We start from the raw sequence: 24,413 nt of genomic DNA on the forward strand, positions 1-24,413 counted from the left end.
CTTAGAATTCAAAAGGCCATTATAGCCATTTTTTTCTTCTGAAGTAAATAACCATCAGAATACCCACTATAAGCATCAAGGCCACACTCATAGGATACCCAAACCTCCAATTAAGTTCGGGCATGTATTTAAAGTTCATGCCATAGACCCCTGCAATAAAAGTAAGCGGAATAAATATGGTTGCTATAATGGTTAAGACCTTCATTATTTCATTCATTCTATTACTTACGCTTGAAAGATATACATCCAATAAGCCGGCTACCATATCCCTTAATGTCTCAACTATATCAATAACCTGAATGGTATGGTCGTGAATATCTCTGAAATAGATTGCGGTATTCCTATTGATTACGCTTGTTTCATCTTTATTCAAAACATTAAGTACCTCTCTGAGTGGCCAAATTGATTTTCTTAGCTCCAAAAGATTTCTCTTTAATCGATGAATGGTATGAACAACTTCTTGTGAAGGATTTAGCAATACGTCTTCCTCCAGAATCTCAACCTCTTCCCCAATTTTTTCGAGTATTACAAAATAGTTATCGACAATAATATCGATTAATGCGTAAAGCAGGTAATCGGCTTTGTTTTTTACTATCAGCCCCGTCTTATTCCTTATTCTATGGCGAATTGGTTCAAAAACATCGACCTTTCTCTCTTGGAAAGTAAACACAAAATTTTTTCCAAGAACCATACTAACCTGTTCAGAATCTACTTGGTGTGAAAGCTCATTGTAAGTGAGCATTCGTAAGACAACAAACAGGTATTCATCAGAATACTCAACCTTAGGCCGTTGGTTCACATTAAGAATATCTTCGAGTACAAGCAGGTGCAGATTAAAGAACCTGCCAATTTTCTCAATCACATCAACTTTGTGCAAGCCAACTATATTTATCCATGAGACTTTTGGGGAATCTATGAATGGTAAGCATTCCTCAATATCATTAAGTTCATGCTCACAATATTCTTCAGAATTATAATTAATTACAGCTATTTCATAATCGTCGGTTTTGTTTCCGGTATAAATTAAGGTTCCTGGTGGTTGCCCTTTTTTATGGGCTATATTTTTAAATTTTAATTGTTCCATTATAAGTCAGTTTAAACTATTTTAGGTTAATATTTTAATAAAAACAGGTTAATACTCAACTCCAATAAACTTTTACAAATCCATGATGTATTAATATAGCAAACCCGAATGCAATTTTGCTTTTATTAGGAATTGAATCTTTTACTTTTCACCCAGCAAAACCATTAATCGAAGTTTTTAAATTTTGGTTATTAGCAATTTTCCTTAATACTGGAGGCAAACTTTTTTAAAATATCCACCGCCAAGCTAATATCATAAAAAGGAAAATGCCTCCATAAACTATTGGTATAAGGAACATTGCGTTACTTGAATATTTAATGTTAAACCTGTAGTTCAACCTTTTAACAACCGCAACGCTCAACCAAATTCCACCTATTACAACAAGGGTTAATAAAACCGAAATCAGTATATTTAACCAAACAGGAGTTGGGTTTAAGATGATATCACCTGCTACAATTTGATTAGCAGTGATTTTACCGGTTATATCAGACGACAAGTATTTGAAGTATGGCAAACGAGATGTGGTTTTTAAAATAGCCTTTGAAAGATGAGCTGAAGCAATAATTGGGATGAATGCCAGGCCATAATTCAACAGGTAATTCTTTAATTTTAAGGTGAATCCCGATATTTTAGCTATTAGGTATGGTAAATACCAGATTAATAATGGGATTAGTCCGAAAAGTATAATCCCACTAAACAACCCGTTGGCTGTCGGCGATAATGCTAAATGTTTTAGTAACAAATGTGGCAAGAAGTTTAAAATTGAATCGGTTACCTTCCATTCCGACCAAATCTCAGAAATAACAAAACCCGAAATAACCAGCACAAAAACCATTTCAGGAAGTTTCAGAGGCTTTAACTTGAATAGGTCGTTGGCAAAACCAGTATAGGTTAGTTGTGGGTTTGGCCGATTTACATTTTTCTGTGTTTGATACCTGCTGCAAGCTTTTAAACATCCTCCACATAGTATGCAATTGGAGTTATCGGAAATATTTGCAGGATACAAATCGACACCGCAACTTTTTACATTCAGGTTGTACTGATAATTTTTACTTATACAGGACTTGTCAGTACAGCTATCGCATATGCCTTTATCTTTCACTCGCCAACCCAAAAAGGATAGTTTTGAGTACAAACCCAAAAGGTATCCAACCGGACACACATAACGGCAAAAAGTGTTTTTCTCAAAGATTGCACCAACAAGTACCGAAATAGCAACTATAGTCAAAAGGTAAAGTGCCATAAATGTTGGGTTGCGATGAATGGCAAAAACTTGTATGCCAACAAAAAGAATCAATAAATAGAATACTGTAATTATCCAGCCCGATAGTAACCATCTGGGCCGTTTGCGTTTAAGACCAATTTTTGAGAAAGCGGTTGTTATTAGCTCAACCGGACAAACCATGCACCAAACTCGTCCAAAAAAAATAGCAAGAATAATTATGGCAGGCCACCAGTATGACCATACAATCAGGTTCCCCAGGTTGGTATTCCGGAGTTGTTTCAAAAAAACAGGATCTGAGGAACTTGCCGAAAATCCTAAAACAACCAGCATTACTAATGCTGCTAATGAGAAGTACTTTAATACAATCGGGAAGTAATTCTTATCTAATAACTTGTTGAATTTGTTCAGCATGGCTTAATTTTTTGATTTTACTATAATTACCATTCTCTGTTTTGGAGTGTCCTTATGTTACTATAAAATTAGTTAGATATCACCATCAGTTAAAATAAATCTTATACATTCAACAACGAAGTATTAATTGTTAAAAGTAAAAATATAAATATAACTGATAATTTCTTAATCGCATGTTAAATGTTAAAATGATAAAAGGATTGAAATTGTTGATGACATCAAATTCTGCCCCGCCGATCAGATTAACATATTTGAATATCAAGAAATTAGTAAATAAATGTTCTTTACTGATGCCTTCTAGGGATATAAATCATGTTTTCTTTAAGCTTACGGTTTTGTCTGAGGCCAAATATTATTCTACGGAAATGATTTTTCCATAACCCAATTTTATTGGGGTACGTCTAGGAAAAATTACAGATATATGGCACAAATCGATGAAAGCAAGTAAAAGCCTAGCTAATTCTTAAAAAACTGCTCTAACCGGATTTTTTTCCGTTTTGTTTTCCCAAATTCGTTTTTCAAATCGAGTTTAATAACATTTTTGTTGCTTAGCTTATAGGATAGGTAGAATATGCTATCGGTAATGTTAATGAACGATACGTAAACGGTACCTCCTAAACGTCCCTCTTGATTTTTTCTTGGTGGTTGAACGGCCTGCCCAAAAGTATTTCCTACCTTAAGCAGGTTAATTTCCTCACCGCTATTCTCCATTTCTGTGATTCTTTCAGCAATGCTATTATACCTGTAACAGGGATAGTTTCCTGCCTCGGGATTCGATAGCAAAAAGTTAGTCATAATGAGTTTATTTCCCTTTAGCCAGTGCAACTTTCGTTCCCCATCAACCCATTCCACCACAACGGCTTTTCCTGTTCTATCGCCAAACATCATGTGGCTATTGTTTAATGCAATGTGCTTTTTTTCTAAGTATTCCAAAGCCTCTTCAACAGTAGAGCAATTAGCTAATAGCTTATCGCCAAGGTTATTTTTAGGGTTCCCATACCCCTTAATGCGTTCCTGTTCAGGAGTATTAGCAGCATCAAAGAAAAGCCCTTTTTCGTTAACACCTCCTTGCGCAAAATCATTCCAACCATACCATAAACGTGCAAACTTGTTCCTCGATCTTGGCTCAATTTGAATATATGCTTCAACATCTAACCAGTAATCCTCGCTATTCACCACATAGATTTTTCCTGTTTTGGAATCGATGTAGTAAAGCACAGAACAGGCAAGGGAAGAGGTGTAAGATAACAGACCAATTATAGCTGTAGTAAGTATTTGACTGGTAGTTTTCATTCGTAAAAGGATTTATTGTAGTTTCAGTCAGAAAGAAAGATAAAGGGTTCGTCAAGGTTTGAATTAGCTATTAAAATTACATTTTATATTTGTTTCGAAGCCCTTTGGGTTTGGTTTTAATTGAAGAAAGGTAGCCCTTAATAGCTCGAATAAATGAGAAAACCGCTAGCAAAAGGCTAGCGGTTAACAGAAACATATTTTATTAGGATTTAAAAAGCGAAACCAATAGCAAATCCTACTCGAAGGCCAAAGCCTTCAAATTTACCCACGTCAAAAGAATCGGTACCTGATTCAACATCAACGCTTCCTTTGCTATAGTGTCCACCAAAAAACAGATCCATGGTAAAACCAGAATTTGTAATCCATTGACGTCCAAACAAAAGACCTCCACCGAAATTGGTGTAAGTACCCTTATCATTCGATTCGGTATTTTCTAAAGAGAAGTTTTGGTAACGAACGTAAGGGGCGAGGTAGAATCCATCAATCGCATTTTGCTTAGGATAGAATCTTGCTTCTGGTGTAAGAATTAAACCAGAGAATTTTGAATCACCTATTTTATAACTTAAATAAGCTACTCCAAGCTGCCCAGACATGTTATCAGAGAGCTTGCGTTCATAAAAAACAGAACCTGTTCCAACTAAAAGACTTAGCGTGTTGACCTTAATAACATTAGGCTCTTCCGACACAGCAGGTTTGTCTTGAGCAATTGCTGGAACAGCAAACAAAGCAACTAGCAAAACAGATAAAAACTTTTTCATTTTTAAATTATTTTAAGTTAACGCTGGTTAACTTTCAAATAGCGTGCCAAAAATTAGAATTTTGTTATTTTGATTTTTTTCGATGCTAAAATTGTTGTGTTGCCGCCATTGTGTAGGTCCACTTTAACAATGTAAACACCTTTAGATAAATCAGCTAGGTCGAGTTTAATGGTATTTTGACCTTGAACAACTGGTGAATTAACAATTTCTTTTATTTGCTGACCAAGCATGTTATAGATACTTACATTAACCATTCCTACCTGCTCTAAACCGGATATTGTTACGTTGGTTTCAGAAGTTACAGGATTTGGGTAAGCCGAAATATTTACATTATCACTTGGGCTCGTGTCTATACCGGTAGCAATTTTTTCACCATTAACTATAGCTCTTATAAGGAAGTTATAGTTTAGATTATAGTCTGACAATTGATTCCACTGAGAGCCTTCCAGTATCCATCCACCTTTACCAGCTACATATGGGCCGCGATCTGTAGCAAAAGGATAACCCGACGATGCTGTTGCTGAATATCCTACCCAGTACTCTTTGTTGGGTTTAATGGTGATGGAGCTGTCTAGCTGGTGCGAAGTCCATTGGTCCAGTTTTACCTCATTTGAAACGTTTTTTTCATATATAAGAGTCCCAGGGTCACCAAAGGTACCGCCTTCCCATACCTTTACAATTTCATTGGAGGTTAATCTAGTTCCATTATCGCTTTTGATGTAAAAATCAATCTTGTTAATATATTTACCTACTACATTAGTAAGATCATCAGTTGTAAAGCGGGTAGCTGCTGTCAAGGTAGTGGAACCATTACCAATGGCTGTTCCATAACCATTATCATTTTTAAGTACAACCCATGGGTCAAAGTCTATAGTAGCGTTAAATGAAATGGTTGAAGAAGCCGCAGAAACATTAGAGATGTTAAGCCCGCCGTCTGTTCCGTTGGAAAGAAAACTTTTGGGGTCGGTTTGATCATTAATTTGGGTTCTATTGTAGCTAGCATTAAAGGTAGCATCGTTAATGCTTCCGTTTACCACTAATGTACCTCCTGGTCTATATAGGTATACTTCATCAGGGGGACCATCGGCGTTGCCTTTCCCTTCTAAAACAGAGTTAATGCGATAAACCAACATGCCATCGCCTGGTAGAGAAGCATCGTAAGCTTCGCGTTTTCGATATTCAACCACAAAGTACTCGGTATAGCTATTGGGTGATGGTATTTTATAAACATTCCCGGTTGCAGAAGTAGATAATGGGTTTAGGGTATAGGTACCAGTTTGTGTAATCTCTGGTATTTCATCAATCCAGCCACCATAAAGATACTTCATATATGCCCCCATATTTTGAGGTTCATCCCTGGTCCCTTCCATAATATCCCATACACCAACAGTTGAACGATTTAAATTATCATCATAATGGTATAGGTCTGGAGCGCCAACAGCGTGGAACATTTCATGGCATAGAGTTCCTAAATCAATTCTATTATTGCCAAAGTATTGGAGTTGTAAGGTATAATCCCCAACCTGTTTCCCGTTAATGTAAGCTTTTTTTGACCACAAACTCCATTGGTGTGGCCAAAGCAAATCATTCCATCCGTCATTCTCGCCAGCAAGAATAAATGAAACAACATCGATGTAACCATCATTGTTTATATCGATATTCAAATCTGATGGGACGTATTTTGCAATTGAATCAATGGCTGTTTTAAGTAATGTGTGCTCTCTATATGTTTTACTAGCCTCATTGGTGTAGTCGTCCATGTCTGGATCGTACCCTTCGGTGTTGGTTGTGGCGTTGTAGGGCCTATAATAGTTTCTATTATGGGTGTCGGTAAACCAAACAATAAGATTATTTGAAGGGGTTGGATAAAATGATGAGGAAACCGTGAATTTATCATATGATACGCTGCTGTAGTAATCATTTACAGAGCTGACTGCGCCATTGTATATGTTTTCGTAGAAGCTAAGTGGTTCATCGGTAATGTTATCATCAGCAAATTGAATAAAAACAACAATGTTGTTCATTACCGTTTGCGCTTTGCTATTAAGAGGGGCTATTCCATTTTTTTGCCCTTTAGCTGGATTAAGCAGCTGATAATGGTTGTTTACTTGAAATCTTTTCCTCTTGGCAAGGTATTCTTTGCGCGAAATATTTAAGTAGGGCTCAATCCCTTTGGATGCTGATGGTTTATCCTTTCCTACGATGAGATCGCTTGGAACCAAACGACCATCTATTTTTTGAGCGTAAACATAGTAACCAGTTTGAGGATGCTGGATAATGGTGTAACCATTTGCATCGTGTAACCAGTTGTGAAACTCATCACCACTGGCATAACATTCAATCTTAGTTCCATCGGGCTGGTGAATAACTGTAGGAACAAATTTTTTGGGTACTCCATTGGATACTAATGGAATAATCCCAATTAGCAATGTGTAAATTGCTTGTTTTAATAATCTTTTCATTTTCATTTAAATTGATTACTTACTAATACCTGGGTAACTATTTTTTTACAAAACCTCTAAAATCTACTTTCCACTTGGTGGTAGTTTTAACGATTGTATTATTTGGCAAAGAGTCTATCTTTGACTCGGTGTATGTAAAACTTTCCTTCGGCTTTAATTTGAAAGATTTGTCCTTTAGAGTAAACTTTAACGTTGAATCGGAATAGCTTTCAATTATAAGTTCTTCATGCTTATATGGAAAGTTCTTTACTTCTTTGATAAAGCTAGAAACTCCCCTGCCTGAAACTCCTTTTAACACACGACCAATTCCAAGGAATAATTTTATACCTGTTGAATCGGAAATACTATTTCGGTACAACTCTAGATGTTGATTATCAGGATTGTAACTATATCCTGGAGAGTCAATCCTGCGGCCAGGAAATGATTTTCCAGATAGTACTTCTCCCTCTGATGTAACAAAATACTCCACAAAAGGAATTAGAGAATTACTTTTAGCAGCACTGGTTGTTATATTCCGTTTTTGAACTGAGCAGGAATAAACAGTAAATATTGCTAGAGCTAGTTTTAATGCAAACTTCATGAGTTTCTGTTCAAATTTTTACAAAGAAACAAAAAGTATGAGCAAAATAACTGCCCATTTTACAATAAACGGACAAACTACAGGAATTGTTTGCTAAAATGCATATAATTGTCGATAAACGACACTAGGATTTTTTATCTCTAGCAATGCCTAAACGCTGAGCAGTTCTTTCAGGTACATAGATGACTAGTCGTTGCCCTATTCTAATCAAATTACCCCGCAACCTATTCCATTGCCTGAGCTGTCGAACAGAAACATTATACCTTTCGGCTATTTTTCCTAGAACGTCTCCTTTTTTTACCCTATAGACATAACGAACCGAACCTGGAGGGACATAGTATCTGTACGATTTTAGATACTTTGCAGGATCGGCTAGCACTTTCTTGTTGAAGAAGATACTATCCTTGTAGGCAAAAATCTCTTTTTCTTTATCGATGTAAGGCCCAACCAGTTCTTTAGGCAGACGAAGAACAAAAGACCGTCCTTTTGCTGGTATGATATCTACTTTGTATTGGGGATTTAAATCACGAAGCAGCTCAATGGGGTAGTCTAGTACTTCCGCAACCTGCTTTAGGTGAAGCATGTCGTTTACCATAATAGTATCAGTAGCAGGAGGGTAGGTTATAGGTTGAGGAATTATATTATGTTCCTTGTAAAAATAGTAGGTGTAGTTGGCGGCAATGAATGCTGGCACATAGCCACGAGTTTCTCGAGGGAGATAGTAATATATATCCCAGTAATTTCTTTTACCCCCAGATCGACGAATTGCTTTGTTAACATTACCAGGACCGCAGTTGTATGCAGCAATCACCAAGGTCCAGTCTCCATAAATTGAGTAGAGGTCTTTAAGGAATTTACAGGCTGCATGTGTCGATGCAATGGGGTCGAGCCGCTCATCGATAAAGGAGTTAATGGTAAGATTATACATTCTCCCTGTGCCATACATAAACTGCCATAGTCCTACAGCACCTGCTCTTGAAACGGCTCTTGGGTTAAGCCCTGATTCAATGATAGGGAGAAATCTCAACTCCTGTGGCAGCTGATACAAATCTAGTATTTCTTCAATTATGGGGAAGTAGTACTCGGTTAAACCAAGCATTACTTCAACTCTATCGCGTTTTTTCTCGGTGTATGCTTTAATGAAATTTCGAACTATATGGTTATATGGTAGATTAATGAATGAGTTAATACTTTGCAAACGTTTAATATAGAATGAATCTTGTGTTTCATTAACTCCTAACGTATCATCATCAACATCAACAATTAGGCTATTGTCTTCATTGGGTTGTTGTATGTACCATTGATACAGCAGACTATCCATTTTCTCTATCTGCTGTTTATCAAATACCGTGTCATTTTCTAACTTTGGATTCTGAGCAGGAACTATATTTGAGATAAGAATTGAAAATATGATTAGTTTTAAATTTTTCTTCATAACCAGTTTGTGTTAATAGTAGGGTTAAATATTCACAGTGGAAATAATGAGTTGAGCAAGATCCTTAGGGTTGGCGTTATCGGCATCAATAATTACTTGTGCTTTTTCGTAATATTTTTTTCGCTCGTTTAGCACCCGAATTATATACTCGTTGAGTTCATCCTTTGTTTTTCCCCAAAGTAATGGTCTGTCAACTTTCGATTCAATAAGTCTAGCAACTAACGTTGAAACTTCGGCCCTTAGGTAGACGGTTATTCCGTTTCTATTCATGTAATCGATATTATTATAAAAGCACGAAGTGCCTCCACCTGAAGAAATAACAAAATCGCCTTCAAATGAACATACCTCCTTTAACGTTTCGTTTTCTATCATCCTAAAATAGTCTTCTCCTTTGGTCTCAAAAATTAACTTTATGCTTAAATTGTGTTTTTGTTCAATATATTCATCAAGATCGATAAACCTGTATCCTAAAATATGAGCTAAATCAACACCTACTGTTGACTTTCCGCTGCCCATAAATCCTATAAGGAATATCTTCATTAGCTCTAATTTTTAATTATATCAAAATATATATTCCAAAGATAACAAAAGAGCAGGTAAAACCCGCTCTTTAAACTATAAACCTAGCGACATTTGTTCTGAAGTATTATCATTTTCATTCTCTTCAGGGTCGTTATCGGACTCATTCTCTTTATTATTGGCAAATGCCGATTTTTCTTTTTCAAGGGGTTCTATAAACTCTACCTTTTTGACTGTAAGGGTGGTTATTCGCTTTCCTTTAGCTCTTTGCCCTTTTACAGCAATAAAAGCATCAACATCAATCTCTTCAGGTTCCCTATTGGCATGCTTACCGCCAAAAGTAATTTTTAAACATGGGTAAATATCAGCATTTATGGAAACGAGTTTTGAGCCATCTCCTTCGGGAATAAATGGTAGAATTTTCTCGGTTGATTCAAAGCTAAAGCGCTTCAGGTAGTAGTATTTTTGAGAACCATCGTAGTAAACAACAGAATAAACCTTGTTTTGGTCGTATTTTTCAATAATTAATGGTTGCTCATCGAAACGCAAGGAGTAATCGGTGTTGGCAAGGAAGTAACTCCCATCGGGGTTAACAATAAGAATTTTTTCGCCAGGCATAAATTCGTCGATGAGTTCACCTTGCCCTTCTAGGTTAAGTCGCATAACCTCAGGGTCGTACCAAACCTTTACTCCCTCAACTGTGCTTGTAATTTTCTCTTTAAGAACGATTTTGTGAATGGCATAACGGGTAAAAATATTTCCTTGTGAATTTCTACCCTTTACGGCAAGCTGACCAAAATCGAGCTCTATGATAAGGTTTCTTAATCGTGGGCGAGGTTTAAGATATACCTTTAGCACCTCTGTTTCCCCATTCGGATTTACCGAAAGCCAAAGTATTTGAGAGCCTGGTGTTCCCTTTGTAATGTCATACTCCTTGTCGCGTGTCGTTCCAGTAATAGCGCACCTTTTCATCATAATATTACCGTTCAAACCATCGCGGTATACGACATTGTATATGGTGCGTTTATCGTTTCGCGTGTACACGCCAACGTACATAATATCTTTCCCGAAAAAGTCTTTGTCTTGTACCTTTCGGATATAGTATTTCCCGTTTTTAAGGATTACAATAATATCATCGATGTCGGAGCATTCACAAACGTATTCATCTTTTTTCAGGCTTGTCCCTACAAATCCTTCGGCACGGTTAACGTATAGTTTCTCATTTGCTACAACCACTTTTGTTGCCTCAATGGTATCGAAGCTACGAAGTTCGGTTTTACGTTCGCGCCCTTTCCCGTATTTCTTTTTAATGTTTTGATAGTAGTTGATAGTGTAATCAACAATATGCGCAAGGTGATGTTTAACCTGCTCAATTTCAGCCTCAACCGCTTTAATATGCTCATCAGCCTTTTTGATATCAAACTTTGATATTTTTCGAACAGGTTTCTCGGTGAGCTTTACCACATCTTCGCGTGTGATTTCTCTACGGAATAGCTTTCGATATGGATCAAAGCCCCGTTCGATGGCTTCAAGAACCATCTCCCAGGTTTCGGTATCTTTTTCCAGCTCACGATAGATGCGTTCTTCGAAAAATATCTTTTCAAGCGATGAAAAATGCCAATCCTCTTCCAGTTCGCGCAAGCGGATATTTAGCTCCATGGTAAGGAGGTCCTTGGTTCGGTTTACCGATGCCCGGAGAATATCCTTTATGCCCATAAAGCGTGGTTTGTCTTCGTAGATAACACAAGCGTTAGTAGAGATTGACATTTCACAATCGGTAAAGGCATACAACGCGTCGATGGTCATGTCGGGATTAACATCGGGGTGCAAATGGATTAGAATTTCAACATTCTCGGCTGTGTTATCGTCTATCTTCTTAATTTTTATTTTGCCCTTATCGTTAGCCTTGAGGATGGAATCGATAAGCGAAGTTGTTGTTTTTCCATATGGAATCTCGGTTATTGCCAAGGTTTTTCTATCAACCTTTTGAATTTTTGCACGCACCCTTACACTTCCGCCTCGTAAACCATCGTTGTACTTGCTGCAGTCGGCAAGTCCGCCTGTAGGAAAGTCGGGATATAGTTCAAAGTCTTTTCCTTTTAAATAGCTTATCGAAGCATCAATAAGCTCATTAAAGTTGTGAGGTAGTATTTTTGATGCCAAACCAACGGCAATACCTTCAACGCCTTGAGCAAGGAGCAGAGGGAACTTAACTGGAAGAGTAACGGGTTCCTGGTTCCTGCCATCATAGCTGAGCATCCACTCGGTGGTTTTTGGGTTGAAAACCACATCGAGAGCAAATTTTGAAAGTCGTGCTTCAATGTAACGTGGGGCTGCAGCACCATCGCCAGTGAGTATGTTACCCCAGTTACCCTGTGTGTCAATAAGGAGGTCTTTTTGTCCAAGTTGAACAAGCGCATCTCCAATTGATGCATCTCCGTGTGGGTGATACTGCATGGTGTAACCAATGATGTTGGCTACCTTGTTGTAACGCCCATCGTCGAGGCGTTTCATGGCGTGAAGGATGCGACGTTGCACAGGTTTTAACCCATCGTCGAGATGTGGAACGGCACGTTCCAGTATTACATACGAGGCGTAGTCAAGAAACCAATCCTTATACATTCCAGAAATGTGATTCTTCTTGGCTGCCTCACCTGTTAACTTTTCTATTTTGGCATGCTGGTCAGGCGTGCTATTCTTATCATCGCCTTCGCTTAACAGCTCGTCCGCTTCAAAATCGTCCAATCGCATGTTCTTGAGCTATAGTGTATAGTTAATTATGCTACTAAATTCTCGTTACTGTCATCAGTTTTATCTACATTCTCATCAATGTCGGATATTTTGACTGGGGGCTCCTCGTCAATAATATCCTCTTCGATACGTAGGTTGTTAATTATAAACTCCTGCCTATCGGGCGTGTTCTTACCCATATAGAACGAAAGTAGTTCCTGAATCTGGTCGTCTTTAGTTAATCGTACGGGATCAAGCCTGATGTCGGGACCAATAAAGTTTTTAAACTCATCGGGTGATATCTCACCTAAACCTTTAAAGCGAGTGATTTCAGGGTTTGGCCCAAGTTCGGCAATTGCTTTTTCCTTTTCTTCGGGTGAGTAACAGTAGATTGTCTTCTTTTTGTTACGAACCCTAAAAAGTGGCGTTTGCAATATGAATAGATGACCTTGCCTTATTAGTTCGGGGAAGAACTGAAGGAAGAATGTAATTAGAAGAAGGCGGATGTGCATACCATCAACATCGGCATCGGTGGCAATTACAATTTTGTTGTAACGGAGGTTATCCATATCCTCCTCAATATCGAGTGCCGATTGCAGAAGGTTAAATTCCTCGTTCTCGTAAACAATTTTTTTGGTTAAACCATAGGTGTTTAAAGGCTTACCTCTAAGAGAGAAAACTGCTTGGGTGTTCACATCACGCGATTTTGTAATAGAGCCACTCGCTGAGTCCCCCTCGGTTATAAAAAGCGTTGTTTCCTCTGCACGGGGATTTTTGCTATTATAATGAACCCTACAATCGCGCAGTTTACGATTATGCAAGCTTGCCTTTTTTGCCCGTTCACGAGCTAACTTCTTTATCCCCGAAATGGCCTTTCGTTCCTTCTCCGACTCAAGGATTTTTTGGAGAAGAGTTTGAGCAACTTCGCCATGTTTATGTAAGTAATTATCGAGTTTCTCCTTAATAAAGTCAATCACAAACTGTCTTACCGACGGACCATTAGGGCCCATATCCTTACTTCCAAGTTTGGTTTTGGTTTGCGATTCAAATACAGGGTCTTCAACCTTGATGCTTATGGCTGCAATGATTGAGGTTCTGATATCGGAAGGGTCAAAATCTTTTTTGTAGAACTCCCTGATAGTCTTAACATACGCCTCGCGGAATGCAGAAAGGTGTGTTCCCCCTTGGGTGGTATGCTGTCCGTTAACAAAAGTATAGTAATCCTCTCCGTAACCTGTACCATGAGTAATGGCAACCTCAATATCTTCGCCTTTAAGGTGTATTATGGGATAGAGAGGTTCCGATGAGATATTCTCATTTAACAGGTCAAGCAGACCATTTTTTGAAATAAACTCTTTTTCGTTAAAGGTGATTAGAAGGTTGGTGTTCAGGTAGGTATAGTTACGAATCATGGTTTCGATGTACTCCTCCTGGAATACATAGTTCCCGAATACCGTTTCATCGGGTGTGAACTGCACGAAAGTTCCATTAGGTTCTCCATTAGCAGGATACTCCTTATCGCTAACAAGAATCCCAGCAGAAAACTCTGCTTCCCTGGTAACACCCTCACGGATACTTTTAATTATAAATTGTTTGGAAAGGGCATTAACTGCTTTGATACCAACCCCATTTAACCCAACAGATTTCTTGAAAACCTTTGAGTCGTACTTGGCACCCGTGTTCATTTTAGAGGCTACATCGATAAGTTTACCCTGGGGGATACCTCTACCGTAGTCACGTATGGAAACGGTTTTATCATTTAAAGTGATATCAATACGCTTCCCGTTACCCATCATAAACTCATCTATCGAGTTGTCAACCACCTCCTTGAGCAGAATGTAAATACCATCATCGGGTTGCGAACCATCGCCTAACTTACCAATGTACATTCCAGGGCGTTTGCGAATATGCTCCTGCCATTCTAAGGTTTTAATGCTATCTTCGGAATATCCAACACTCATGACAATATCTCCAATTTGCTGCAAAAATAACCAAATTGAATTGGCTCAAGGAATGAATGCAGAAATAAATATCAACAGCTACGCGATATTTTTTAACCGTTTGATTTTCAACATGGCAAAGAAATAAGGTTAATCATGTTGTGACATTGTGATTAAATGTGATGTTTCAACGTTTGAAACTAAAGTAAAAGCGTTTTTTGTCATAAGAATTCAGAACTATTTATAAGTTTGTCCTAAAATAAGTTTTTAGATTTCATAGATTGAGTGCCATTGAAAAACTATTCTTTTGACAATGTTTTAGGCCGTTTAATCTTCCATCAACCATTATAGGGTTTTACTATTTTTACAGCAAAAAAAAGAAATGTCAGTAAAAGAACAAAAGCGAGTGATTGATGATCTTGGTAGGGAGATAATTTTTTCATTTCCACCTCAAAGAATCGTTTCATTAGTGCCTTCAATAACCGAACTTCTTTTTGATTTGGGGTTAGACGATAAAATTGTTGGTGTTACAAGTTATTGCATTCACCCTAAACAGGCTAAATCAAAAGTAATTGTAGGAGGAACTAAAAATGTAGATGCCAGTTTGATTCGAAGGCTGAAGCCCGATTTGATATTGGCAGAAAAGTCGGAGAATCAAAAAGAGAATGTGTTAGATGTTGCTGCTGAATGCTCCGTATACACTTTTGATATCAGTGGTTTTGATGATGCCATTAAGATGATTCAAACTGTAGGTTTATTAACTAGTACAACCGAGCAGGCTAATGAAATATCTAAAAAGGTTACCTCTCAGTTTAGGAACTTGGGCACAGCGAGGACTTCAAAAACAGTATTTTACCCAGTTTGGAAAAATCCGTACATTACTATCAATGCAAGCACCTTTATTTCATCTATGTTAAAATTTTGTGGGCTTAAAAATATTTTTGATGGATATGACAAGTCCTATCCCGTTGTTGATTTAAGCGAGGTTATTAATCATAATCCCGATATTATTTTACTCCCGTCAGAACCCTACGAGTTCTCACAAGACGATATGGCTGAACTAAAATCCTTATTCCCAAACTCTAAACTTTTCTTGGTTGATGGAGAAATGTTTGCCTGGTATGGTTCAAGAATGTTAAAAGCCGCTGATTATTTTAGTGAACTTATCAAAATGTTTTAAGATGAGAAAGTTGAGCTTTACTTTATTGCTGTTGATTACTTTCATATCGTGTACTCGCGAGTTTGAGTTTAAATCGGGCGATTTACTTTTTCAAGATATTGATTGTGGACCGTTATGCGATGCTATTGAAAATGTTACATCAGGATACGAGGGTAGAAAAATTTCTCATGTAGGAATTGTAAATGTTACTGATAGTGGGACCTATGTAATTGAGGCATACGGGACGGTTCGTTTGACAGAATTGAAAGAGTTCATGCAAAGAAGTATAGATAGAGCAGGAAATCCCAAAATCATTGTGGGACGGTTGCAGCCAAGGTATACGAAATACCTTGCAGAATCAGTTAATCGCGCCATCAAGCTGGTGGGATGTCCATATGATGACGATTTTCTTTTGAACAATGGGAAGTATTATTGTTCAGAACTTGTGTATGAGACATATCTTGATGATGAAGGTAATCATTTGTTTAACCTGCGTCCGATGACTTGGAAGAACCCTCTCACAGGAGAATATGACTCAACTTGGGTGGAATATTTTAGCGATAAAAACCAACCTATACCAGAAGGGAAGCCTGGATGCAATCCGGCAGATTACTCACGCAGCCCAAAACTATCAATAGTAAAAGTGTTTTATTAGTGCTCTTTTTTGATTTGTTTAAGATTTTGTGGGATGTTATTGAATGCTATAGGTTAATAAGATGAGGAAAGGTATTTAACAAGAATAATAATTCAACTCCAAGCGCAATTGCTTAGCTTAACCATTTATTTTTATAAGTTATTGAATCGAAAATATACGAATCGAAAAGTCCTGATTTTTTCCCTTTCATGCTTAATGTTGGAAGTGCATGTTTTGTTTGTGCAAACTTACTAGTTCGCTTTTAGGAATTCCTCGGTGCTCATAATTTTGGCGTAGCTTTTTAGTGTGGAAAGGGTTGATAGGTGAACCATTTTTGCTTGAATTATTTCATTTTCCCATTTTAAGTCTTTTGTGGCACAAGCATCGTGAATTAGAGTTACCTTAAAGCCGTAGTCGGCTCCAGCGCGTACAGCTGCTTCAACACACATATGTGTTTGCATTCCGCAAATTACAAGGTTAGAAACCTGCTGCCCTCTAAGATATTCTAGTAAACCCGTTCCTTTGAATGCGTTAACATTTGTTTTGATAAACACGGCTTCCCCTTCTGCTGGTTTTACCAGTTTGTGAAAATCCATACCGCTACTAGCCTTGTGTCCTATGTGAACCACTAACATGTTGTTTTCTCGGAAATAGGATAGAAGTTTTGCTGCATTCTGGGCAGCGGGTTCCGGATTTACAAGTTCCGACAGCCCTCCAGGGAAGTAGAATTCTTGAATATCAACAATAACTAATGCAACTCGGCTAGTGTCTGGAATCGCTTTTAATGTGATACTTAGTGCCATCACACATAGTAGCGAAAGAAGATGTTTACGCATTGTAGTAAGATTTTTGTAAAGATAATGTTTTTGAATGAACTAGTTGAGGTAGTAGAAACAGGCTCTGCTATTATTTAAACTTTGAGGTATTTGCTCTTCAAAAAGTTTCACATCGAGTTGGTCCACAAATAAATCGTAAAATGAAAGCATGCCATTGGGTGGCTTATTATCGTTATCCTCGTCAAAGAAAACCACTAGATTGTAAAACCAAAAGGGGTCGGTGTTCATATGCATTCGACCCAAAAAATCAACTACCGTATTGTGTCTTCTTTTATACATGGGTAACTTATTACTATAAGTTAATCCTCAAACTCATTTTCAAGTTAGCTATTTTAAATCTAAAAGTCAATACTATAAGAAATTAATAATATTGATGTAAATCAATATCTTATTGGGTGATTAAACAATACTAACGCTATTCGTTTGCTAAATGGTGTTGTTCCTGTCTAATAGTTTGGTTTTGGTAGAATGCATGTTCTAAACTGTATTATAACGAAAAGATTCTTTAAGAGTATTACTATATTGCTGACAAAAAGAAAGTTGAAATGAAAAAGTATTATTAATTTCTGCTAGTCAAACTCAATGTTAACATATCTTAAATTAAATGCATTCTTATACATAAATATTTTATTATGAATTTAAAAGGCGTAAATTTATTTAATAAATCAAACCAAAATAAAATGGACCACAAATCAAAAATTACACTTATAGTCATTGCCGGTTTCATGTCATTATTTGTGGCATGTGAACCCGACGATAATGGCAATGGTTCAGGGTCGAATATAATTTCAACGGATATCATTCAGAATACCACGTGGGAGTCGGGTAAAACCTATGTTATAAGTGGAAGCGTTAGCGTTGAAGGTGCAATTCTTACTATTCAACCAGGTACTACCATAAAATTTGAAGCTGGCGCAAGCCTGCACATTGGTTATAGTAGTAATGCTACACTAATTGCTAATGGTACTGCTGATAAGCCAATTGTATTTACGTCTAATGCTTCGAACCCCACGCTGGGTTCTTGGGAAGGGATAACCTTCTGGGAGTATAGTTTGAATTCGAGCATGCAATTTTGTACGATTGAATATGCTGGTAAATCGGGCGAAGGCGCAGTAAATCTTGAGGGGTGCGCGATTACTTTTTCTAACAACATTGTTAGGTTTACTAAGGATTATGGTTTAGCTCTCAGCTCCGAAGCAAGCTTTACAGAAATGAATAGTAACAGTTTTAGCGATTGTGGTAATCATCCCCTAAGATTGCCATGTGAGTATATGCACACTATTGGAACTGGTAATGTTTTTACTTGCCCAGAGAATAAGGGAGTAAATGTATACGAAGGTACTGCAAAAGGAAATGTTACCTGGCGTAAACTCGATAAGCCCTACTTTGTTGAAGGTGACCTAAACTTTGAAGATGGAACATTAACCATTGAACCAGGAGCTATATTTAAGTTTGGAGCAGAAAGCGATTTTCATATTGGATACAATGAAAACTCAACTTTACTTGCTAATGGCACTGCCGCTAACCCTATTGTTTTCACTAGTAGTGCTACAGTACCTGCTGCTGGTGCATGGAATGGCATTACCTTTTGGGAGAATAGCCTAAACTCAAGCATGAAGTATTGCACGATTGAGTATGCAGGGGAAACGGGTGATGGTGCCGTAAATCTTGAGGGGTGTGCAATTACTTTTTCTAACAATACCGTCAGGAATGCTAAAGATTACGGGTTAAAACTCAGCTCCGAATCCAGTTTTATAGAGATGAATGATAATCAGTTTGAGAATTGTGGTAATCACCCCCTAAGGCTTTCCTGTGAATTTATACACACCATAGGAACCGGGAATGTTTTTAATTGTCCTGATGGTAAGGGGATTAATGTTTTTGGAGGAAGTTCAACTGGGAATATCACTTGGCGCAAGCATGACAAACCTTACTATGTTGACGATGATCTTAACTATGATAATGGGACGCTTACCATTGAGCCGGGTGCGATTTTTAAATTTGGTGCAAATACCGGATTTCATGTTGGTTCCAATCAAAATTCAACCCTTATAGCCACTGGTACTCCGGATAATATCATTGAATTTACAACCAGTGCTTCATCGCCTGCAGCAGGGGCATGGGAGGGTATTTATCTTTGGGATAATAATTCTTCCAATACCAGTTTTGAATATTGTCGGTTCAGTTATGCTGGGGAAGGTTCTTCAAGCGATAGAGCATCAATATGGGCTACTCAAACATCATTTAGTGTAAATAACTGCGAGTTTGTCAATTCTGCTGGTTGGGGCATTTTCCTTGATAATGCAACTTTTAGTGGTTCTGGTAATACGTTTAGCAATTGTGCTTTGGGCAATGTGGGCAGCAACTAGCTAGTGTATAATACAGTTTTAATCAATAGCGCATTGTTTTGATAGCTTTGCGCTATCATTTTATTATTTTTTCTAACTTTACGAAGTTAACCAATTCGTACTTGAGTTTGGAAAGTTTTAGTGACTTATTTAATGAGATTACAAACGGTGTACTTTTTACACCTCCTACGTTTGGCTTTTATCTTGGTTTAATAGTTCTTTGCGGGCTGCTTATCCTATCAGCTCTATTTAGCGGTTCAGAGGTAGCCTACTTTTCTTTAACACCTGCCGAAATTAAGGAACTTGAAGACAAGTCGAAAAAGTCTAAAGTTTTAACAAACCTCTCAAACCCTGAGCAGCTTCTTGCAACACTCCTGGTTGCAAACAACCTTATCAATGTTGGTGTAGTAATTCTTTCTACCTTTTTAACTCTATCTGTTTTCGATTTTAGTCAAGCTCCTGTTTTTGGTTTTGTATTCCAGACGGTGATAATCACTTTTATCTTGCTCCTTTTTGGCGAGATTCTTCCAAAACTTCTAGCATCAAATCGTGCCTTACGCTTTGCAGAGGTGGTTGCCCCTTTAATTAGCGCTATGATTATCTTGTTAAAGCCACTTTCTAAACTTCTAATTCATTCTTCTACTATAATAAATAAAAGGGTGGCTACACCGCAAAAGATTTCAATGGATGAGCTAGGCGATGCCATAGAACTCACTGCCGAAGAGCTGGCCGAGGAGCGCCAAATTCTTGAGGGTATTGTTTCATTCACTTCCACAATTGTGAGTGAAATAATGAAACCCCGAATCGATGTAGTGGCACTTGATCTTAATACCTCCTACGAAAAGTTGCGCGAGGTGGTTATTGAATCTGGATATAGCCGTATTCCAATCTATAATGAATCGTTCGACGATATCAAGGGAATACTTTATGTCAAAGATTTAATACCTCACATTCAAAAGGACAACACTTTTCGTTGGCAAAATCTTATTAGACCACCATACTTTGTTCCCGAGAGCAAGAAAATTAATGATTTGCTAACCGAGTTTCAGCTTAAACATATCCACATGGCCATAGTAGTTGATGAGTATGGCGGGACTAGTGGAATTGTTACTCTGGAAGATATTCTGGAGGAGATTGTTGGAGAGATTTCAGATGAATCAGACGATGACGAGCGTTTATATACTAAAATCGATGATAAAAACTACATATTTGAGGCTAAGGTAATGCTCAACGATTTTTGTAAAATTGTAGGTTGCGACGATGATATTTTTGACGATGTCCGTGGCGATGCTGAAACAATTGCAGGGTTAATATTGGAGAAAACGGGGCAGATACCAAAGCAAAATGAAAAGGTAGATTGTAAGCAGTTTACTTTTACTATTGATGCAGTAGATAACCGTAGAATAAAGAGAGTAAGAGTTAAAATAAACGAAGATGCCGAATCCTAAGTCGTTACTAATATCCTCATTGCTAGTTTTTTTGCTTGTTTCATGTGCCGATGAGCCAGTTCCTAAACCACGTGGCTATTTTAGGTTGACGTTTCCCGAGAAACAGTATCGTTTACTTGATACAATTTACCCCTTTACATTTGAATATCCAGTTTATGGAACTATTGTTAAAGAGAGAAACAGAGATGGCGAGGGGGAATGGATAAGTGTTGCCTTCCCAAAATATAAAGCCAAGATTCATTTGAGTTATAAAGATATTAGCAACAACCTTAACCAGCTTACCGAGGATGCCCGAACGCTTGCCTATAAGCATACCTATAAGGCAGATGCCATTGACGAAATGGTGTTTGATAACCCCGAAAAAAATGTTTACGGAATTCTTTACGATATTAGAGGAAACTCGGCCAGCTCCATTCAGTTCTATTTAACCGATTCTTCGAGACACTACATACGTGGTGCGCTCTACTTCAGATGTGAACCCAACAAGGATTCCCTTGCTCCTGCTGTTGATTTCTTTACTAAGGATGTTATCCATCTTATCGAAACTCTTAGGTGGAAGTAATTTTCAATGCCAGTTATAAAAACCATACACGATGATGATATAACCATTGCTTTATGGCTCATCAGCGAAGCTGAGAATGAGCTCTTGGAGCATGTTGGTCAGGTTGATGATTTACCCTCAAATAAAAACCGACGCATTGAACGGATAGCAACTATGGCATTGCTTAAAACTCTAGGATTTAAGCAGTTTTATTCCTATGATAGTCTTGGAAGGCCGTATTTCACAGCTTCCCAGGTACGGATATCAATTAGCCATACCGATGGTGTTGTTGCCCTAGCTTTTTCTGAGTCTCAAGAGGTTGGGGTTGATATTGAGCAAACTACAAGGAATTATAGAAAGATTGCTGGAAAATATTTGTCTACAAATGAAGCAATTGGTTCCCACAACTTCTCCGATTTTCACTATGCATTAATTTGGAGCGCAAAAGAGACAATTTACAAGCTACCTTGGGGTAAAAGCCTAGTGTTTAACAGAGATATTGAAATTGATTTAAAAAATTTCAATAGTGATAGAGGTTGGTTAAAAGCTATGGTTTTTAACGATGGGGCTTGGGTTAATGTAAAACTATTTTATACCTTTATTGATAATTATTGCCTGACATGGACAGGCATGAACCGAATATTGTAATGGCACTTGTTTACGATAAGATTTGTCATGGTAGCCTTGCCATTCTGATTGACCCAGATAAAGAGGGAAGTGTAGATATAGATAAAATTATTGAAAACGCTGAGAAATCGGGGGCGTCGTTACTGTTTGTAGGAGGAAGTTTGGTAAACAGTCCGCTACATGAGTTTGTTGAACGCGTTAAGAGAATGACATCGCTTCCTGTTGTCCTTTTCCCAGGTAGTGCCATGCAGTTCTCCCCAAAGGCCGATGGGATTCTTTTCCTATCGTTAATCTCAGGCCGAAACCCAGAGTTTCTTATCGGGCAACATGTGAATGTGGCTGCAATGGTAAAGCAAAGCAATATAGAGGTTATCCCAACAGGATACATACTAGTAGATGGAGGAACTCCAACCTCAGTACAATACATGAGCCAAACCATGCCAATACCCTCGAACAAGCATGAGATTGCTGTCTCAACAGCAATTGCAGGCGAACTGCTTGGTTTGAAAGCAATTTATCTTGAAGCTGGAAGCGGAGCATTAAACCCAGTTCCATTAAAAATGATAGAGAAGGTAAAAGAGAATATTTCAATCCCCTTAATAGTTGGTGGTGGAATAAAAACACCACAACAGGTTACCTACGCCCTTAGTGCAGGAGCTAATCTTGTGGTGGTTGGTAATGCCCTTGAGAAAAATCCCTTGCTATTAACACGCAGCTGATTATTCCAAAATTTGTTTTATAGGAACACCCGTTGAACCATTCGGCCATGTAATTCCTAGCAATAGCGATAGAGTTGGGGCTATGTTATTCATATATACTGGCTCTAAAACCGATTTCCGTTTTATTTTCCAACCATAGAAAATTAAGGGAACATGTGCATCGTAATCGTATGGGGAGTTTGCAGAGGTAACATGCCCGTTTCGTTCTACCCATCCTGGTTCAAGGTTGATAACAACATCGCCAGAACGGCGCTGGTTAAAACTATTTTGAAACTTCACCATTATTCCATTGGCAAATTGACCATTTTGTAGGTTATGGGCTGTGGTGCTATTTGCAACGCCGCTAAACTCCAGCATAAAATCGGAAACCCTTTGTTGTACATCTTCAAGTTTCAGGTTAGAGTCTTCAATTAGCTTTCGGTTGAGGTAAATTTGTTTATCGTGATAGCCAACCACCCAGTTGCCTTGACCATAAACAGCATTAAGATAGGTTTTCAAAAGTATCATTGCTTTTTGTGGGTCGAAATAACCACCAGGTATTTTCGATTTCTCCAAGTAATCAGGAGTTGAAGCCACACCCTGGTCGGAGGTTAAAACAACAAGGCAGTTCTGTAAGCCAACTGTGGCATCGATAAAATTAAGGAAATGCTCCATCTCCTTGTCGAGGCGCAGGTATGTGTCCTCCATTTCAATGGAGTGGGGTCCAAACTTGCCACCAATGTTTCGATTTGCGCTAAAGGTGACACAAAGCAAATCGGTGTGTTCATCTGCCCCTAGGTCTTCGCCTGCAATTGCAGCAATGGCCAAGTCTTTTGTAAGAAGATTACCATAAGGTGACTCTAGTAACGAGCTAAAATCGGTTTTGGGTTTAGGGTTTCCTATTACACCATTTACCATCCCTTTTAGCTTCTCAAGCAGGGTCTTCTTCTTTTCCTCCGATTTTACTGATGCAGTATCGGCTTCTTCGTAATTCTCAATAGGTTGAAGGGCTTTCCACTCACGTTCGGTATATAGCTTGGAAAATCCTTTTGTGTTGAACGTATCGACCCATGCTGGTAGTGTTTCAGTAAAATAGCTACTGCTTACCCATAAACCTTTTTCGGTATCGAACCAAAATATACCATTTGCACTATGCCCGGCAAGCAGAATAGCAGAACCCGCATCGAGCGCAATGCTAATAACCTTGGAGTGTGGGTTACTTAACCTGAGCTCATCGCCAAAGGTACTTGTAACCAAATTTTTAGCTGAATATTTTCCACTGAAATAGCTTCCGCCAATAGTACTTACCTTTTCTTCGTAAACAGCATTGATTTCTTCGCCTGAATAACGCGAAAACCACTTGTCGGAAATAATTCCATGAACCGAAGGGTTGGAACCTGTTGAAATTGTGGCTAATCCAGGGTAGGGCTGAGTGAGAAGATAGTTATAGCGAGCATTCCGGCAATAGGTGCCATCGTTTACCAAACGCTTGAACCCATTGTCACTAAATTTATTCCAGTATCGGTTTAGGTAGTCGAAACGCATTTGGCTTACTACTATTTCAATAATCAGTTTTGGTTTTTCCGATGGGATTGACCTATTTATCTGTGCTTGTGAGGAACTATTAATCAACAAAAAAAGAAGGAGTGAATACAACGAAAAAAGGCGCATAGCAGTTCAATTTT

The 24,413-nt window shown here is 38.1% G+C and carries 20 protein-coding genes; 7 read left to right on the forward strand and 13 right to left on the reverse strand.

Going from position 1 to position 24,413, the window contains the following annotated elements; genetic code table 11:
- Positions 1-19: 19 nt before the first annotated feature.
- The 10 genes from corA to FHG85_RS02945 all read right to left on the reverse strand — a co-directional run bounded on the left by corA (position 20) and on the right by FHG85_RS02945 (position 14,458).
- On the reverse strand, positions 20-1,084 hold the full coding sequence (gene corA, locus FHG85_RS02900; RefSeq protein WP_173072835.1) for a magnesium/cobalt transporter CorA: 1,065 nt from the start codon (positions 1,082-1,084) through the stop codon (positions 20-22).
- Between the two features lie 226 nt (positions 1,085-1,310).
- Positions 1,311-2,720, reverse strand: coding sequence for a 4Fe-4S binding protein (locus FHG85_RS02905; protein WP_173072837.1), 1,410 nt, complete (start codon positions 2,718-2,720; stop codon positions 1,311-1,313).
- Between the two features lie 456 nt (positions 2,721-3,176).
- Entirely contained in the window at positions 3,177-4,013 is an 837-nt protein-coding gene (locus tag FHG85_RS02910) for a carcinine hydrolase/isopenicillin-N N-acyltransferase family protein (RefSeq protein WP_173072839.1), read from the reverse strand.
- Positions 4,014-4,222: 209 nt separating this feature from the next.
- Positions 4,223-4,771, reverse strand: a complete 549-nt coding sequence (locus FHG85_RS02915) for a DUF3575 domain-containing protein (RefSeq protein WP_173072841.1) — start codon at positions 4,769-4,771, stop codon at positions 4,223-4,225.
- A 53-nt stretch (positions 4,772-4,824) separates the two neighbouring features.
- Positions 4,825-7,233, reverse strand: coding sequence for a T9SS type A sorting domain-containing protein (locus tag FHG85_RS02920; RefSeq protein WP_173072843.1), 2,409 nt, complete (start codon positions 7,231-7,233; stop codon positions 4,825-4,827).
- Positions 7,234-7,270: 37 nt separating this feature from the next.
- Entirely contained in the window at positions 7,271-7,813 is a 543-nt protein-coding gene (locus tag FHG85_RS02925; protein ID WP_173072845.1) for a hypothetical protein, read from the reverse strand.
- A gap of 124 nt (positions 7,814-7,937) precedes the next feature.
- A complete protein-coding gene (locus tag FHG85_RS02930) occupies positions 7,938-9,248 on the reverse strand; it encodes a lytic transglycosylase domain-containing protein (RefSeq protein ID WP_173072847.1) in 1,311 nt (436 codons plus the stop codon).
- Between the two features lie 24 nt (positions 9,249-9,272).
- Positions 9,273-9,788, reverse strand: a complete 516-nt coding sequence (locus FHG85_RS02935) for a shikimate kinase (protein ID WP_173072849.1) — start codon at positions 9,786-9,788, stop codon at positions 9,273-9,275.
- 75 nt (positions 9,789-9,863) lie between these two features.
- Positions 9,864-12,518 (reverse strand): DNA gyrase/topoisomerase IV subunit A, encoded by a 2,655-nt coding sequence (locus FHG85_RS02940; RefSeq protein WP_173072851.1) that lies wholly within the window; start codon positions 12,516-12,518, stop codon positions 9,864-9,866.
- 26 nt (positions 12,519-12,544) lie between these two features.
- Entirely contained in the window at positions 12,545-14,458 is a 1,914-nt protein-coding gene (locus FHG85_RS02945) for a DNA topoisomerase IV subunit B (protein ID WP_173072853.1), read from the reverse strand.
- A gap of 361 nt (positions 14,459-14,819) precedes the next feature.
- On the opposite strand from FHG85_RS02945, the gene FHG85_RS02950 reads away from it, so the two are divergent.
- Positions 14,820-15,617: a helical backbone metal receptor gene (locus FHG85_RS02950; protein WP_173072855.1), complete on the forward strand. Its 798-nt coding sequence runs from the start codon at positions 14,820-14,822 to the stop codon at positions 15,615-15,617.
- Between the two features lies 1 nt (position 15,618).
- Positions 15,619-16,251 (forward strand): YiiX/YebB-like N1pC/P60 family cysteine hydrolase, encoded by a 633-nt coding sequence (locus FHG85_RS02955; RefSeq protein ID WP_173072857.1) that lies wholly within the window; start codon positions 15,619-15,621, stop codon positions 16,249-16,251.
- 230 nt (positions 16,252-16,481) lie between these two features.
- Here the strand turns inward: FHG85_RS02955 and FHG85_RS02960 are convergent, their stop codons facing one another.
- A complete protein-coding gene (locus FHG85_RS02960) occupies positions 16,482-17,066 on the reverse strand; it encodes a cysteine hydrolase family protein (RefSeq protein WP_173072859.1) in 585 nt (194 codons plus the stop codon).
- A 39-nt stretch (positions 17,067-17,105) separates the two neighbouring features.
- Positions 17,106-17,345 (reverse strand): hypothetical protein, encoded by a 240-nt coding sequence (locus tag FHG85_RS02965; protein ID WP_173072861.1) that lies wholly within the window; start codon positions 17,343-17,345, stop codon positions 17,106-17,108.
- 401 nt (positions 17,346-17,746) lie between these two features.
- Here FHG85_RS02965 and FHG85_RS02970 point away from each other — a divergent pair, with 401 nt between their 5' ends.
- The 5 genes from FHG85_RS02970 to FHG85_RS02990 all read left to right on the forward strand — a co-directional run bounded on the left by FHG85_RS02970 (position 17,747) and on the right by FHG85_RS02990 (position 22,749).
- Complete coding sequence (locus FHG85_RS02970; protein ID WP_173072864.1) at positions 17,747-19,435, forward strand: right-handed parallel beta-helix repeat-containing protein; 1,689 nt, start codon at positions 17,747-17,749, stop codon at positions 19,433-19,435.
- A 107-nt stretch (positions 19,436-19,542) separates the two neighbouring features.
- A complete protein-coding gene (gene gldE / locus FHG85_RS02975; protein WP_220429223.1) occupies positions 19,543-20,862 on the forward strand; it encodes a gliding motility-associated protein GldE in 1,320 nt (439 codons plus the stop codon).
- Positions 20,849-21,424, forward strand: coding sequence for a gliding motility lipoprotein GldD (gldD, locus tag FHG85_RS02980; protein WP_173072866.1), 576 nt, complete (start codon positions 20,849-20,851; stop codon positions 21,422-21,424). The genes gldE and gldD overlap by 14 nt, the downstream gene beginning before the upstream one ends.
- Positions 21,425-21,430: 6 nt before the next feature.
- Positions 21,431-22,051, forward strand: coding sequence for a 4'-phosphopantetheinyl transferase family protein (locus FHG85_RS02985; protein WP_173072868.1), 621 nt, complete (start codon positions 21,431-21,433; stop codon positions 22,049-22,051).
- Entirely contained in the window at positions 22,024-22,749 is a 726-nt protein-coding gene (locus FHG85_RS02990; RefSeq protein WP_220429224.1) for a geranylgeranylglyceryl/heptaprenylglyceryl phosphate synthase, read from the forward strand. The genes FHG85_RS02985 and FHG85_RS02990 overlap by 28 nt, the downstream gene beginning before the upstream one ends.
- On the opposite strand, the gene FHG85_RS02995 is transcribed toward FHG85_RS02990, so the two are convergent.
- Positions 22,750-24,399 (reverse strand): alkaline phosphatase family protein, encoded by a 1,650-nt coding sequence (locus FHG85_RS02995; RefSeq protein WP_173072870.1) that lies wholly within the window; start codon positions 24,397-24,399, stop codon positions 22,750-22,752.
- Positions 24,400-24,413 lie beyond the last annotated feature (14 nt).

The sequence above is a fragment of the Tenuifilum thalassicum genome (assembly GCF_013265555.1).
Lineage (GTDB): Bacteria > Bacteroidota > Bacteroidia > Bacteroidales > Tenuifilaceae > Tenuifilum > Tenuifilum thalassicum.

Coding starts and splice junctions, on each gene's coding strand:
- FHG85_RS02990 (WP_220429224.1), top strand. CDS start 22,024: ATGGACAGGCATGAACCGAATATTGTAATGGCACTTGTTTACGATAAG.
- FHG85_RS02940 (WP_173072851.1), bottom strand. CDS start 12,518: ATGCGATTGGACGATTTTGAAGCGGACGAGCTGTTAAGCGAAGGCGAT.
- FHG85_RS02985 (WP_173072868.1), top strand. CDS start 21,431: ATGCCAGTTATAAAAACCATACACGATGATGATATAACCATTGCTTTA.
- FHG85_RS02915 (WP_173072841.1), bottom strand. CDS start 4,771: ATGAAAAAGTTTTTATCTGTTTTGCTAGTTGCTTTGTTTGCTGTTCCA.
- FHG85_RS02970 (WP_173072864.1), top strand. CDS start 17,747: ATGGACCACAAATCAAAAATTACACTTATAGTCATTGCCGGTTTCATG.
- FHG85_RS02965 (WP_173072861.1), bottom strand. CDS start 17,345: ATGTATAAAAGAAGACACAATACGGTAGTTGATTTTTTGGGTCGAATG.
- FHG85_RS02945 (WP_173072853.1), bottom strand. CDS start 14,458: ATGAGTGTTGGATATTCCGAAGATAGCATTAAAACCTTAGAATGGCAG.
- FHG85_RS02920 (WP_173072843.1), bottom strand. CDS start 7,233: ATGAAAAGATTATTAAAACAAGCAATTTACACATTGCTAATTGGGATT.
- FHG85_RS02955 (WP_173072857.1), top strand. CDS start 15,619: ATGAGAAAGTTGAGCTTTACTTTATTGCTGTTGATTACTTTCATATCG.
- gldD (WP_173072866.1), top strand. CDS start 20,849: ATGCCGAATCCTAAGTCGTTACTAATATCCTCATTGCTAGTTTTTTTG.
- FHG85_RS02930 (WP_173072847.1), bottom strand. CDS start 9,248: ATGAAGAAAAATTTAAAACTAATCATATTTTCAATTCTTATCTCAAAT.
- FHG85_RS02905 (WP_173072837.1), bottom strand. CDS start 2,720: ATGCTGAACAAATTCAACAAGTTATTAGATAAGAATTACTTCCCGATT.
- FHG85_RS02995 (WP_173072870.1), bottom strand. CDS start 24,399: ATGCGCCTTTTTTCGTTGTATTCACTCCTTCTTTTTTTGTTGATTAAT.
- FHG85_RS02950 (WP_173072855.1), top strand. CDS start 14,820: ATGTCAGTAAAAGAACAAAAGCGAGTGATTGATGATCTTGGTAGGGAG.
- FHG85_RS02925 (WP_173072845.1), bottom strand. CDS start 7,813: ATGAAGTTTGCATTAAAACTAGCTCTAGCAATATTTACTGTTTATTCC.
- corA (WP_173072835.1), bottom strand. CDS start 1,084: ATGGAACAATTAAAATTTAAAAATATAGCCCATAAAAAAGGGCAACCA.
- FHG85_RS02960 (WP_173072859.1), bottom strand. CDS start 17,066: ATGCGTAAACATCTTCTTTCGCTACTATGTGTGATGGCACTAAGTATC.
- FHG85_RS02935 (WP_173072849.1), bottom strand. CDS start 9,788: ATGAAGATATTCCTTATAGGATTTATGGGCAGCGGAAAGTCAACAGTA.
- FHG85_RS02910 (WP_173072839.1), bottom strand. CDS start 4,013: ATGAAAACTACCAGTCAAATACTTACTACAGCTATAATTGGTCTGTTA.